The following is a 12806-nucleotide window of genomic DNA, read 5'->3' on the forward strand; positions in this document are numbered from 1 at the left end:
TCGGGCATTGATCCTACGTGGGCTGCTCGGAGTCCCACGCGGGGTCGGTCGGAGCATCCTCACCGGGCCATCCGGTCACCGGATCGATGGCCATCGAGTTGACCGACGAAACCTGGTTCCCGCCGCCACGTTTCGCCTGGTACATGGCCGCGTCGGCGCGTGCCAGGACCTGTTCGGCGCGCTCCTGCGGGCGGAGCGAGACGAGGCCGACGGAGAGGGTGACGCCGTGCGAAAGATGGTGCGGCAGAGATGCGACGGCATTCACAGAACGACCCAGCGCCTGTTTCGCCGCCGAGGCCGGAGCCCCAGGTAGAAGCACGATGAACTCGTCTCCGCCGTATCGGGCGACGACGTCGTCGCCGCGCAGGGCGTCGCGCAGCGTGCTCGCGATGACACGGAGCACGTTGTCGCCCTCGGCGTGCGACTGCTTGTCGTTGACGTCCTTGAAACCGTCGAGGTCGACGAGCGCGACCGCGAGCGGCTGGGCGTCCGCGGACGACGCCAGCGAACGGAGCTTTTCGTCGAGCGCGCGCCGGTTCGGCAGACCGGTGAGCGGGTCCTGCAGGGCCTGCTGGGTGATCGCGCCGTGTTCGGCGGACAGGCGTTCGTGCTCCCGGCGCGCGTTGAGCGTGGCGATCTGCGATTCCCGCAGCGACCACATCTCCGTTTCGAGGATGGTCGCGTAGTCGATCAGCGATTGGCTCGCTCCGGACGCGTAGTCCGGGGTGGTGTCCAGCCTGGCCAGCTCGCGGGCGAGATTCAGCCGCATCGACGGCAGAGAGCCCTCCTCGTTGTCCTCGCGGACCTCTTTGAGCACCTGCAGCGCGTCTTCGCGGCGGCCGTCGTTGTCCAGGCAGCGGGCCAGCGCGATGGCGATGATCTCGCGCTCGTGCGGGAACACCAGTTCCGGATTCAGCAGCGAGTTCAGCCGCTCGACATGGGACGAATCGGGCGACGCCAGCGCGGCGGCCGCGGCGAGCACGCCGACCTGGTCGATCGCGGGCAGGTTGGCCTTGCGCGGGAACAGCGACTCGGTGAACGGGCCTTCGGCGGCCTGCGCCATCGACGCCGCGGTGCGGAACTTGTCCGCTCCTTCGTCGTACCGCTCGATGCGTTCCAGCCGCAGGCCCCAGCCCAGCAGCATCTTGACCCGGTTGATCAGCTGGAGCGCGATCTCGTGCGGGCTCGCGCTGTCGCGGATCGCCTGCGCGGCGCGGGCGATGGCCTCCTCAGCCGCTTCGTAGACGCCCAGCTGGTTCAGCACCAGCCAGCAGTCGACCAGGGTCGTGGACAGCATCCGGTCCCAGTTGCGCCTGCCGACCTGCCGGTCCGGGACGGCGGAGTCGTCGAGGATGGCCAGCGCCCTGGCGATCTCGGTGAGGGCGGCGTCCTCCTGTTTGGCGATCACCAGCCGACGGCCGCGCATGGCGTGCGCGTCGGCCCGCATCAGCGCGAGACCGTGCCGCCTGGTGTGCGCGAGCATCTCGTCGAGCCTGGGTTCGGCTTCGGCGGCGAGACCGCGGGTGACCAGCCTGGCCATCGCCGAGTAGCGCAGCAGCTGGGCGACCAGCAGCGGTTCGCCGCGGCGCTGCGTCTCGTCGAGGAGTTCGTCGAGACTGGTGACGATGTCGAGCTGTTCGGCGAAGCTGACGCGCTGTATGGCCGCCCCGAGTTCACGCGCGCGACCGTAAAGCCAGGCGTCGGACATCTCCGCAAGCGCCGGCCGCCTGCCACTGGTCGTCGCGTCCTCGGTCAGCCGCACACACCCCCACCGTTGAAAACGCCGCTGGTCATCTGTTCGTCTGCTCCGCCGCCAGGATTCGAACCTGAACTGTCAGAACCAAAATCTGAAGTGCTGCCGATTACACTACGGCGGATCGATCCTGGTCAGGATAGCCATGCCGGGGACCTCCATGTGCGCCCGGGGGTTGCCTCACGGTCGCGGGCACTCCACAGGGGACGAAACCTCCTGTACCGTAACTTACGGCATCGTAGGTAAGGTCACCCTTAGGGAAACCCTCAAGGGTCGCGCGAAGAAAAGAAGTGACTGCATGACGGCTACCCTGGACCAGTCCCAGAAGCCCGCGAAGGGCCCCAAGCCGGTCACCGACGGGCAGCGATCGAGCGCCGTGCAACTGTCGGTCTACCTCGGGGTCATCTTCCCGCTCGCCGCACTGCTCGCGGCCGTCCCGTTCGCCTGGGGCTGGGGATTGACCTGGGTCGACGTCGGCATCTTCGTGGTCTTCTACGCGATCAGCGGACTCGGGATCACCGTCTCGTACCACCGTTACTTCACGCACGGCTCGTTCAAGGCCAAGCCGTGGCTGCGCGTCGTGATGGCGATCGCCGGCAGCATGGCCGTCCAGGGCCCCGTGATCACCTGGGTCGCCGACCACCGGCGCCACCACGCCTTCTCCGACCGCGACGGCGACCCGCATTCGCCGTGGCTGTTCGGGACCACGCCGCTCGCCATCGCCAAGGGTTTCTGGCACGCGCACATGGGCTGGCTGTTCGACCGCGACCAGAGCAACGCCGAACGGTTCGCGCCGGACCTGCTCAAGGATCGCGCGATCAAGAAGGTCGACGACCTGTTCTGGCTGTGGAGCCTGCTCACCCTGGTGCTGCCCGCGATCCTGGGCGGACTGATCACCTGGTCGTTCTGGGGCGCGGTGACCGCGTTCTTCTGGGCCGGGCTGGTGCGCGTCTGCGTGCTGCACCACGTGACCTGGTCGGTCAACTCGGTCTGCCACATGATCGGCGAGCGCCCGTTCGCCGCCCGTGACAAGTCGGCCAACTTCTGGCCGCTGGCGATCTTCTCCTTCGGCGAGTCGTGGCACAACCTGCACCACGCCGACCCGACCTCGGCTCGGCACGGTGTGCAGCGCGGCCAGATCGACATTTCCGCGCGGCTCATCTGGATCTTCGAAAAGTTCGGCTGGGCCTATGACGTGCGATGGCCGACCCCGCAGCGCCTCGCGCGCATCGCCACCGAAAGCAAATAGCGAGGTCACGTTAGTCTTCTGCAATGGCGGGCAGACGGCGAACCAAACGTGAAGCGGTCACCGGGGCGCGTCCGGTCGCTCCGGTGGCCCGGGTGCGGATGACGGGGAGCGAGCGCAGGCAGCAGCTGCTCAACGTCGCCAGAGCCCTTTTCGCGGAGAAGGGTTTCGAAGGCACCTCCATCGAGGAGATCGCGCACCGCGCGAACGTCTCCAAACCGGTGGTGTACGAGCACTTCGGCGGCAAGGAAGGCATCTACGCCGTCGTGGTCGACCGCGAGACCCAGCTCCTGCTCGACAGGATGGTCTCCACCCTCCACGGTGGACACCCGAGGGTGATGCTGGAGCAGGCGGCGATCGCGCTGCTCTCCTACGTCGAGGATTCGCACGACGGCTTCCGCATCCTGGTGCGGGATTCGCCGGTCGCGAGTTCGACGGGCACGTTCTCGACGGTGCTGAACGACATCGCCAGCCAGGTCGAGCACATCCTCGCCCAGCAGTTCGCCGCGCGGGGCTACGACGAGAAACTGGCCGCGCTGTACGCGCAGGCGCTCGTCGGGATGGTCGCGCTCACCGGGCAGTGGTGGCTCGACGCCCGCAAACCGAAGCGGGACGAGGTCGCCGCGCATCTGGTCAACCTGGCCTGGAACGGTCTGTCCAATTTGGAGCACAAGCCCAAGCTGCGGCTGCGCTGATCTACGTCGCGCGGCCGTAACGTTTCCCCTGCGGTGAGCGCTAGGCCCCCCGAAGAGATCATCGAACTGGGGGAAGCACCGTGGAGAACCATCCCGCGCCCGCCGTCGAACAGACGGTGCCGCAGAAGAAGACGTGGCTGAAACCGGTCATCGTCCTGGGAGTCATCGGCGCCATCGTCCTGCTCTGGATTTTCGACGAGACTCCGGTGGCGGCGTCGCGTACCGAGGTAGGCGCCTGTCTCAAGGGCGACGTCGACGACGCGGAAAGTGTCAGGAACGTCGAGTGCGGGACGCCGGAAGCGAACTTCAAGGTCGTCGGGAAACAGGGCGGGAAGTCGGAAGGCGGGTTGATGATTTCGGGCGGGTCCGAATGCGGCGAGTACCCCAACGCCGACCTGTACTACTACCAGGGTAGGCGGACGACTGCCGACGGCGGCGTCCTGCTCTGCCTGGAGAACCTCAAGAATCCGGGCGCGCGATTGCCGGCTGTCGGGGACTGCCTCCCCGGGGATGCCTTCGCGGCGAAGAAGCTCGAGACAGTGGACTGCGCGGGAGCGCACTTCAAGGTGCTCGCCATCGAAAAGGAATCCGAGGTCTCCACTGGGACCACGTGCGCCTCCGTGCCGGCGACGGACATGAAGCTCACGTGGACGTCGGGCGTGGGTGGGCTGATCCCGCGCGAACACGTGCTGTGCCTCGACGAACTGAAGTAAGTCGTCAGCGCAGGAGGCCGGTCTCCCGCAGGTGGTCGAAGATGAGCTTGCCCGCCGCGGAGAGACGGTCCCTGTCTTCATAGCCCAGCCACGCGAGTTCCTCGATCTCGCTGCTGGCCACGGGTGTGCCGCTGAATTCGGCGGTGTAGCAGGTCGTCCGCACCACGAGCCCCTGCGCGTGCCCGTCGGCCTGCGCCTCGAACGTTCCGGCGGGCTCGGCGCTCGCCGGATCGATCTCGACGGTCAGTTCCTCACGGATTTCGCGCACCAGAGTTTCCGTGTCGGTTTCGCCGGGTTCGCGTTTCCCTCCAGGCAGGTAGAACACGGACTTGCCGCGCGAGCGGGCGCCGAGGACGCGGCCGTCCTGGAAGTGGAGCCAAGCGATTTTGTCGATCATGGTTCAGCCCAGCGCCGCGGCGGTTTCGGCGGTCGTGAGCACTTCGCCCAGCCGCGGAAAGACCTGCGTGATCGCCGATTCGTGGGAGATCGCGGCGATTCCGGCCATCGCGTCCGAAACCGCGACGGTCTCGTAGGCGTGGTCGATCGCGGCCCGCAGCGTCGATTCGACGCCGTACTCCGTGGCGATCCCGCCGAGCACGAGCGTCTTCACGCCGAGTCCGCGCAGGAGTTCGTCCAGCCCGGTGCCGTAGAACGCGCCGATCGTGTGCTTGGTGATCAGGTGCTCGCCTTCGCGGGGCGTCAGTTCGGCGACCAGTTCGCTGCCGGGCGGCTGCTCGTCGACGTCCGGCCGGTGCGCCCGCACGTGGACGATCGGGGAGCCGGCCGCGCTGAAGGCGTCGCGCAGAAGGACGGCGTTCGCGACGACTTCCGTGCCTTCGATCGGCGTGGTCTCCAAAGCGACGATCCGCGTCTGGAGGTCGATCAGGACGAGCGCCGTCGTCGCCGGGTCGATCTTCGTCATGACGCGAGCCTAGTGTCCCTATGCTGGACGCATGGGGCAGCACAGGGAAATAGTGGTCACCGGCGGAGGAACGGGAATCGGGTACGCGGTCGCGGCGGTGTTCGCCGGGTGAGGCGATCGGGTGACGATCACCGGCCGCCGCGAGCAGGTCCTCACCGAGGCGGCGACGTTGCTCGGCGCGAACCCGGTCCCGTTCGACGCGGCCGATCCGGACGCGGTGGAGCGGGCGCTGGCCGAACTGCCGGAGCGGGTCGACGTCCTGGTCAACAACGCGGGCGGGAACACCGATTTCCGGAACGGATCCGCTGAAGACCTGAGGTCGTTCGCCGCGAACTGGCAGGCCAATCTGGACGCGAACGTGTTCAGCGCCGTGCTGGTCACCCGTGCGCTGCGGGAAAGGTTCACCGACCACGCGCGGATCGTCACGATCGGATCCATCGCCGCGCACACCGGAGCCGGGTCCTACGGCGCCGCGAAGGCCGCGCTGGAGGCGTGGAACGTCGACGTGGCAAGGGAATTCGGGCCGCGCGGGATCACCGCGAACATCGTCGCGCCCGGATTGGTCGGGGACACCGAGTTCTTCGGCGGCAAGCTGTCCGACGAGCGCCGGGAGTGGCTCATCGGCAACACGATGACCAAACGCGCCGGAGAACCCGAGGACGTCGCCGAAGTGGTGGCCTTCCTGGCGAGCCCGGCCGCGCGGCACGTCACGGGCCAGGTCGTCCACGTCAACGGCGGCGCGTACCTGGGGAGCTAAGCCCCTGGGGTGACTCGCAGCAGCTTGTCGTCCTTGCCCTCCGAAGTCGTGATGTAGAGGGCGCCGTCCGGTCCGCTCCGGACGGCGCGCAGCCTGCCGAACTTGTCGTCGAACTCCGGTGGCAGCGTCACTTCGGTGACCTTGCCGGTGTCGTCGAGGCGGAACAGCAAGAGCTTCTGCCCCTTCAGCGCCGTCACGGCGAGCGACCCTTCGAGCGCGCCCCACCGCGATCCGGTGAGGAACTCGGCGCCGCAGATCGCCTCGGTGATCTCGCCCGTCGTCCACAAAGGACCAACAGCGTCCGGGAACCGCTGCTTGTCGGTCATCGGGACGCCTTCGTCGTAACTCGTTTCGGTGCCGCCCTTCGACGGGTCCCAGCCGTAGTTCGCGCCGGCGCGTTCCAGGTTGACCTCGTCGTCGATGGTCGGCCCGTGTTCGGCGGTGAACACCTGCCCGGTGCCGGGGCGGACCGTGACGCCCTGGACGTTGCGGTGCCCGTAGGTGAACACGCGTTGTTCGTTCGGGTTCGCGGCCGCGATGAACGGGTTGTCCGGCAACGGGTTCCCGGTCTTCGCGTCGACACGCAGGACCTTGCCGCCGAGGCTGGTGCGGTCCTGCGGGTGCTGCGGGCGGGCGGTGTCGCCGGTGCCGACGAGCAGCGCGCCGTCCGCGCCGAAAGTGGGACGGCAGCCCGAATGTCTGCCGCTGGGATTCACCGGCAGCCCGGTCAGCAGGTCCTTGACCTTCGTGGCGCTCGCGTTGTCTTCCGACAGCCGCCAGGTGACCAGCCGGATGTCGACGGCGTTGTCGCCCTCCTTGTGGGTCTGGCAGGTGATGAACTCGCGCGACGTCGCGAAGTCCTTGCTGATCACCATCCCCATCAAGCCACCCTCGCCGCGTACGAGGACGTCGGAGAAGTCGGCGGTGACGTCGCGTTTCGTGCCGCCGTCGACCAGGGCCAGCTTTCCGGGCCGCTGGGTGACGAGGATCTTGCCGTCCGGCAGGAAACCGACGTCCCAGCCGTGTTCGAGCCCGGCCGTCACCTGCTCGACCTTCAGCTTCGACACGGCGGGCTTCGAGGTGACCGGTGGCGCGCTCTGCACCGGTTCGCTCGACGCCCCGGAACAGGCTGTGACCAGCAAGGACAGCGAAGCGAACACGACGACGGCGGTAGTGCGCATGGCATCAGCATGCCAGCCGCGCCAATCGCCCGCGAGGGACGAACCGGTCATCCGGTGAGGATCGCGGCGGTTTCGGCGTCGGCGGGCAGGAACGTCTCCAGCTTCAATTCCGACACCGTGACGTCGGCGGCGGTCGCGAACGTCGTGATGGCCGTGATCAGCCGCAGCTCACCCGCCGAAGTGGACAGGCGCATCGGCACGGCGAACCCAAGATGATCCGGGCCGGGCGGTCCCGGCGCCGGAACGTAACTTTCGAGTTCGGCCAGCAGCGCGGTGAGCCGCTCGTCCGGGGCGTGCGCGATCTCCTGCGTCAGCCGTTCCAAGATGTGCCGCGCCCAATCCGCGAGGTTCCGCACCCTCGGCGCCATTCCGTCCGGATGCAGGGCGAGCCGCAGGGTGTTGACCGGTTCCTCCAACAGCTCCGGCGCCACGTCCTCGAAGAGCAGGTCGAGCGCGTCGTTGTGGGCGACGAGCACGCCGTAGCGGTCGACCACGATGGCCGGGTACGGCCGGTGCCCGTCGAGCAGCCGGCGCATGCCGTCGAGGACCGGCTTCAGCTTGGGATCGCCGAGTTCCGTTTCGGGGAAACCGGGCGCGAACCCGGCCGCGAGCAGCAGGCCGTTGCGCTCCCGGAGCGGGAGTTCGAGCGACTCGGCGACTCGCAGCACCAGGCCGCGGCCGGGGATCGACCGGCCGCCTTCCAGGAAACTCACGTGCCGTTGGGTGGTTCCGGCCCGGATCGCCAGTTCCAGCTGGGACAGCCGCCGCCGTTCGCGCCAGCCCCGCAGCGCGGGACCGAATCCGGAAACCATGGTCGTCATCTTGGCCGAGCCGCGTTCGGTACCGCCATTCCCTCGAAGGAATTGAATCGATTCCCCGGCGTGGAGAAGCTCGTGGCATGAAATTCGGTCTGGTCGTCCCCACCTATCGGTCCATCCTCGACGCCGGGCGCACCGCGCCGGAAATGGTCGCCATCGCGGTCGAAGCCGAACGCCTCGGCCTCGATTCGGTCTGGGTCGGCGACACCCTCGCGAAGGCGCCCATCGATCCGTTGACGTTGCTCGGCGCGTTCGCCGCCAGAACCGAGCGGGTCACGCTCGGCACCGCCGCGCTGCTCCCGGCCCTGCGGGATCCGCTCCTTTCCGCGAACGCGATCCTCACGCTCGACCTGCTCAGCCAGGGCCGGACCACGCTCGGCGTCGGCGCGGGTTTCGCGGGCCGCAGCGAACCCGAATTCGCCTTCACCCGTGTTCCGTGGGAGCGGCGGCGGGCCCGGCTCGACGACATCGTCGCGTTGTGGCGGCACGTCTGGAGCGGGAAGAGCGGCCCGTTCCACGGCGAAGTGCTGCACTACGACACCCTTCCGGAGTACCCGGAGCCGCACCGGCCCGGCGGTCCGCCGGTGTGGCTGGCCGCGTTCACGCCCGGCGCGTTGAAGCGAGTGGGACGGTCATACGACGGCTGGCTGCCGTATCCGCCCGACGTCGCGGACTATGTCGAGGGCCTCGCGAAAATCCGCGAAGCGGCCGTACGCCCTATGACACCCGCGTTGTTCGCGACGGTGCTCATCGAAGATGACCCGATCCGGGCACGGGAGCGCCTGGAGGACTATGCGCAGCGGAATTACGGCGTCCCGCTGGACTTCGTCGAGAAGATCCAGGTGCAGATCGCGGGTAGCCGGGACGAGGTCGCCGAAAGGCTTCGCGAATACGGGGAAGCGGGCGCCGAACACGTGCTGATCCGCATCGCGACGCAGGAACCGGCGGAGTTCGACGAGCAGCTCCCGAAGGTGAACGGCGCCCTGCCCAGGTAATCGCGCGGCGGACTGTCGGTGCCCCCACGTAGGCTGGGACGGTGACAAACGCTCCATTGTCCGGACTCCTTCATTCCATCCTTCCCGATCCGGCCCTTCGCGGGGTCGTCGAGCGGGCCGGTGCCCCGGTGCTCGAGCTCCAGGGCGCGATCGCCACCCGCCAGCTGGTCGCGGGCGCCCTCGCCGCGGACGAGGGCGCCGGCCGCCCCGTGCTCGCGGTGACGGCCACCGGCCGCGAGACCGACGAGCTGACAGCTTCGCTGAAGTCGTTCCTCGGTGAAGACGCCGTCGTCGACTTCCCGTCCTGGGAGACGTTGCCGCACGAGCGGCTGTCGCCGCGGGCGGACACCGTCGGGCGGCGGCTGGAGGTGCTGCACCGGCTCAAGACGGGCACCGACGGCCTGCGCGTCGTCGTCGCGACCGTCCGCAGCCTCATCCAGCCGATGGCGCCCGGGCTCGGTTCGCTCGCGCCGATCGACCTGGTCGTCGGCGAGGAGCAGAGCTTCGAAGGGCTGCTGGACAGGCTGGTCGAGCTCGCGTACACGCGGGTGGACATGGTCGAGAAGCGCGGCGAGTTCGCCGTGCGCGGCGGCATCCTCGACCTGTTCGGGCCGACGGCGCAGCATCCGGTCCGGGTCGAGTTCTGGGGCGACGAGGTCAGCGAGATCCGCGCGTTCGCGGTGTCCGACCAGCGGTCGCTGCCCGGCGAGATCCAGCACGTCAGCGCGCCGCCGTGCCGTGAGCTGCTGCTCACCGAGCCGGTGCGCGCGAAGGCCGCCGAGCTGGCGACGACGTACGAGGCGGACGCGCAGCTCACCGAGATGCTCATCAAGCTGTCGGGCGGGATCCCCGTCGAGGGCATGGAGGCGCTCATCCCCGTGCTGTGCGAGGGCGAGCTCGAACTGCTGACCGACGCGATGCCCCAGGGCACGCACGTCCTGCTGGCCGATCCGGAGAAGATCCGCGCCCGCGCGGCCGACCTGGTCCGCACCGGGCAGGAGTTCCTCGAAGCCTCCTGGACCACGGCCGCCGCGGGCGGCCAGGCGCCGATCGACCTCGGCGCGTCCGCGTACCGGGACCTCGCGGAGATCGCGAAGCACGCTCAGGAGACGAAGCGTCCCTGGTGGACGCTGACGCAGCTGGCCAGCGACGATCCCGACGTCTACCGCGTCTCGGTCGAAGCCGCGCCGAACTACCGCGGCGAGGTCGAGCGCGCGACGACCGACCTGCGCGCGCACACGGCCGCGGGCGGGACGGCCGTGCTCGTCGTGGCCGGGCACGGCACCGCGACCCGCGCCGTCGAGCAGCTGTCGGCGGGGGAGGTGCCCGCGTCGCTCGCGGAAGGCATCACCGGACCGCTGACGCCCGGCGTCGTGACGGTGACGTGCGGTGGTCTTTCGGACGGTTTCGTCTCGCCGGAACGCGCGCTCGTGGTGCTGTCCGAGTCGGATCTGACCGGCCGGGGCTCCGGCGCCGGAACGTCCACAAAGGACTTCAGTACCAAGATGCCGTCGCGGCGCCGCAACGCCGTGGACCCGCTCGCCCTCAAAGCGGGCGACTACGTCGTGCACGACCAGCACGGCATCGGACGGTTCGTCGAGATGGTGCAGCGCACCGTCGCCGGCGCGACCCGCGAGTACCTGCTGCTGGAGTACGCGTCTTCCAAGCGCGGGCACCCGGGGGACAGGCTGTTCGTCCCGACCGACCAGCTCGACGAGGTCTCCCGCTACGTCGGCGGCGAGCTGCCGACGCTGAACAAGCTCGGCGGGTCCGACTGGAAGAACACCAAGGCCAAGGCGAAGAAGGCGGTCAAAGAGATCGCCGCGGAGCTGGTGCAGCTCTACGCCGCGCGGCAGGCCGCGCCCGGGCATCCGTTCGGGCCGGACACCCCGTGGCAGGGCGAACTCGAAGACGCCTTCCCGTTCACCGAGACCAACGACCAGCTCGCCGCGATCGACGAGGTCAAGGCGGACATGGAACGCGGCGTCCCGATGGACCGCGTCATCTGCGGCGACGTCGGCTACGGCAAGACCGAGATCGCGGTGCGCGCGGCGTTCAAGGCGGTGCAGGACGGTAAGCAGGTCGCGGTGCTGGTGCCCACGACGCTGCTCGCGCAGCAGCACCTCAACACCTTCACCGAACGGATGAGTTCGTTCCCGGTGAAGATCAAGGGGCTCTCGCGGTTCACGAACAAGACCGAGTCCGACGCGATCCTCGAACAGCTGTCCTCGGGCGACGTCGACATCGTGATCGGCACGCACCGCCTGCTTCAGACCGGGATCCGGTACAAGGACCTCGGCCTGGTGATCGTCGACGAGGAACAGCGGTTCGGCGTCGAGCACAAGGAGCACATCAAGGCGCTGCGGACGCACGTCGACGTCCTGACTATGTCGGCGACCCCGATCCCGCGCACGCTGGAGATGTCGCTCGCCGGGATCCGCGAAATGTCCACGATCCTGACCCCGCCCGAGGACAGGCACCCGATCCTGACCTACGTCGGCGCGTACGACGACAAGCAGGTCGGCGCCGCGATCCGGCGCGAACTGCTGCGTGACGGCCAGGTCTTTTACGTGCACAACAGGGTTTCCTCGATCGAGAAGGCCGCGAAGCGCATTCGAGAGCTGGTGCCGGAGGCGCGCGTCGTCACGGCGCACGGGCAGATGAACGAGGAGAAACTCGAAAAGATCATCCAGGGTTTCTGGGAGAACGAGTACGACGTGCTCGTCTGCACCACGATCGTCGAGACCGGGCTGGACATCTCGAACGCCAACACGCTCCTGGTGGAACGCGGTGACCTGCTGGGTCTGGCGCAGCTGCACCAGCTGCGCGGACGCGTCGGGCGCGGACGCGAGCGCGGGTACGCGTACTTCCTGTACCCGCCGGAGGCCCCGCTCACCGAGACGGCGCACGACCGGCTCGCGACCATCGCGCAGAACACCGAACTGGGCGCGGGCATGGCCGTCGCGATGAAGGATCTGGAGATCCGCGGCGCGGGCAACATCCTCGGCGCGGAGCAGTCCGGGCACATCGCGGGTGTCGGTTTCGATCTGTACGTGCGGCTGGTCGGCGAAGCGGTCGACGCGTTCCGGCGGCACGCGGGGGCGGAGACCTCGGAAGAGGAGGAGCTCGCCGAGGTCCGCGTGGATCTTCCGGTGGACGCGCACATCCCGCACGACTACGTCCCGGGCGAGCGGCTGAGGCTGGAGGCGTACCGCAAGATCGCGGCCGCGCCGGATCAGACCGGGCTCGACGCCGTGCGCGAGGAACTCATCGACCGCTACGGCCAGCCGCCCGCCCCGGTGCGGCGGCTGCTCGCCGTCGCCGCGTTCCGGCACACGTGCCGCGCGGCGGGGGTCACCGAGGTCGCCGTCCAGGGCACGTCGATCCGGTTCGCGCCGTTGCCGCTGGCGGATTCGCAGATGGTGCGGCTGAAGCGCTTGTACCCCAAGGCTCTCTACAAGGCGGTGACGAACACGGTTTCCGTGCCGAAGCCGACCGAGGGCCCGGCGGGTGGCCGCATGGGCGCCCCGGCGCTGCGGGACGAGGAACTTCTCGACTGGTGCGCGAAGCTGCTGACGAACCTGATGAAGTCGCCGGCTCCCGTCGCGTAGCTCCTAGGGCTGCCTATCCTGGGTGGGAGATCGGCGAACACGCGTGATCCGGCTCCAAGCACGCGAGTTCGGGCTCCAAGCACGCGTGATCCGGTTTCACGGACGGGCATCCGGC

At 68.7% G+C, this 12806-nt stretch carries 10 protein-coding genes, 1 tRNA gene and 1 pseudogene; 6 read left to right on the plus strand and 6 right to left on the minus strand.

The features are described from left to right. Positions 1-13: 13 nt before the first annotated feature. Both CFP71_RS32825 and CFP71_RS32830 read right to left on the minus strand, forming a co-directional pair. Entirely contained in the window at positions 14-1762 is a 1749-nt protein-coding gene (locus CFP71_RS32825) for a GGDEF domain-containing protein (RefSeq protein WP_093937825.1), read from the minus strand. A 43-nt stretch (positions 1763-1805) separates the two neighbouring features. Next, positions 1806-1877 (minus strand) — tRNA-Gln (locus tag CFP71_RS32830). 174 nt (positions 1878-2051) lie between these two features. On the opposite strand from CFP71_RS32830, the gene CFP71_RS32835 reads away from it, so the two are divergent. From CFP71_RS32835 to CFP71_RS32845, 3 genes are all read left to right on the plus strand, one after another. Beyond that, positions 2052-3002, plus strand: a complete 951-nt coding sequence (locus CFP71_RS32835; protein ID WP_039917316.1) for an acyl-CoA desaturase — start codon at positions 2052-2054, stop codon at positions 3000-3002. 98 nt (positions 3003-3100) lie between these two features. Beyond that, positions 3101-3694: a TetR/AcrR family transcriptional regulator gene (locus CFP71_RS32840; RefSeq protein WP_143267223.1), complete on the plus strand. Its 594-nt coding sequence runs from the start codon at positions 3101-3103 to the stop codon at positions 3692-3694. Between the two features lie 80 nt (positions 3695-3774). Further along, positions 3775-4407, plus strand: a complete 633-nt coding sequence (locus CFP71_RS32845; RefSeq protein WP_093937826.1) for an LppU/SCO3897 family protein — start codon at positions 3775-3777, stop codon at positions 4405-4407. A gap of 4 nt (positions 4408-4411) precedes the next feature. On the opposite strand, the gene CFP71_RS32850 is transcribed toward CFP71_RS32845, so the two are convergent. Both CFP71_RS32850 and CFP71_RS32855 read right to left on the minus strand, forming a co-directional pair. Further along, positions 4412-4804, minus strand: a complete 393-nt coding sequence (locus CFP71_RS32850; RefSeq protein WP_093937827.1) for an NUDIX hydrolase — start codon at positions 4802-4804, stop codon at positions 4412-4414. 3 nt (positions 4805-4807) lie between these two features. Further along, on the minus strand, positions 4808-5329 hold the full coding sequence (locus tag CFP71_RS32855; RefSeq protein WP_093937828.1) for an isochorismatase family protein: 522 nt from the start codon (positions 5327-5329) through the stop codon (positions 4808-4810). 31 nt (positions 5330-5360) lie between these two features. On the opposite strand from CFP71_RS32855, the pseudogene CFP71_RS32860 reads away from it, so the two are divergent. Beyond that, a pseudogene (locus CFP71_RS32860) lies at positions 5361-6086 on the plus strand (SDR family NAD(P)-dependent oxidoreductase). Here the strand turns inward: CFP71_RS32860 and CFP71_RS32865 are convergent. Continuing rightward, a complete protein-coding gene (locus tag CFP71_RS32865; protein ID WP_093937829.1) occupies positions 6083-7267 on the minus strand; it encodes a PQQ-dependent sugar dehydrogenase in 1185 nt (394 codons plus the stop codon). The pseudogene CFP71_RS32860 and the gene CFP71_RS32865 overlap by 4 nt on opposite strands. Positions 7268-7314: 47 nt before the next feature. Beyond that, the gene (locus CFP71_RS32870) at positions 7315-8079 is read right to left on the minus strand and encodes a helix-turn-helix transcriptional regulator (protein ID WP_093937906.1); all 765 of its coding nucleotides are present in this window, start codon (positions 8077-8079) and stop codon (positions 7315-7317) included. Positions 8080-8165: 86 nt separating this feature from the next. Between CFP71_RS32870 and CFP71_RS32875 the strand changes: the two genes are divergently transcribed. After that, complete coding sequence (locus tag CFP71_RS32875; protein ID WP_093937830.1) at positions 8166-9080, plus strand: LLM class flavin-dependent oxidoreductase; 915 nt, start codon at positions 8166-8168, stop codon at positions 9078-9080. A gap of 56 nt (positions 9081-9136) precedes the next feature. Then, on the plus strand, positions 9137-12691 hold the full coding sequence (gene mfd, locus CFP71_RS32880; RefSeq protein ID WP_093937831.1) for a transcription-repair coupling factor: 3555 nt from the start codon (positions 9137-9139) through the stop codon (positions 12689-12691). Positions 12692-12806: the final 115 nt, after the last annotated feature.

Origin of the sequence: Amycolatopsis thailandensis, from assembly GCF_002234405.1 — a bacterium.
GTDB lineage: Bacteria > Actinomycetota > Actinomycetes > Mycobacteriales > Pseudonocardiaceae > Amycolatopsis > Amycolatopsis thailandensis.

Coding starts and splice junctions, on each gene's coding strand:
- CFP71_RS32835 (WP_039917316.1), top strand. CDS start 2,052: ATGACGGCTACCCTGGACCAGTCCCAGAAGCCCGCGAAGGGCCCCAAG.
- CFP71_RS32840 (WP_143267223.1), top strand. CDS start 3,101: ATGACGGGGAGCGAGCGCAGGCAGCAGCTGCTCAACGTCGCCAGAGCC.
- CFP71_RS32850 (WP_093937827.1), bottom strand. CDS start 4,804: ATGATCGACAAAATCGCTTGGCTCCACTTCCAGGACGGCCGCGTCCTC.
- CFP71_RS32855 (WP_093937828.1), bottom strand. CDS start 5,329: ATGACGAAGATCGACCCGGCGACGACGGCGCTCGTCCTGATCGACCTC.
- CFP71_RS32865 (WP_093937829.1), bottom strand. CDS start 7,267: ATGCGCACTACCGCCGTCGTCGTGTTCGCTTCGCTGTCCTTGCTGGTC.
- CFP71_RS32870 (WP_093937906.1), bottom strand. CDS start 8,079: ATGGTTTCCGGATTCGGTCCCGCGCTGCGGGGCTGGCGCGAACGGCGG.
- CFP71_RS32875 (WP_093937830.1), top strand. CDS start 8,166: ATGAAATTCGGTCTGGTCGTCCCCACCTATCGGTCCATCCTCGACGCC.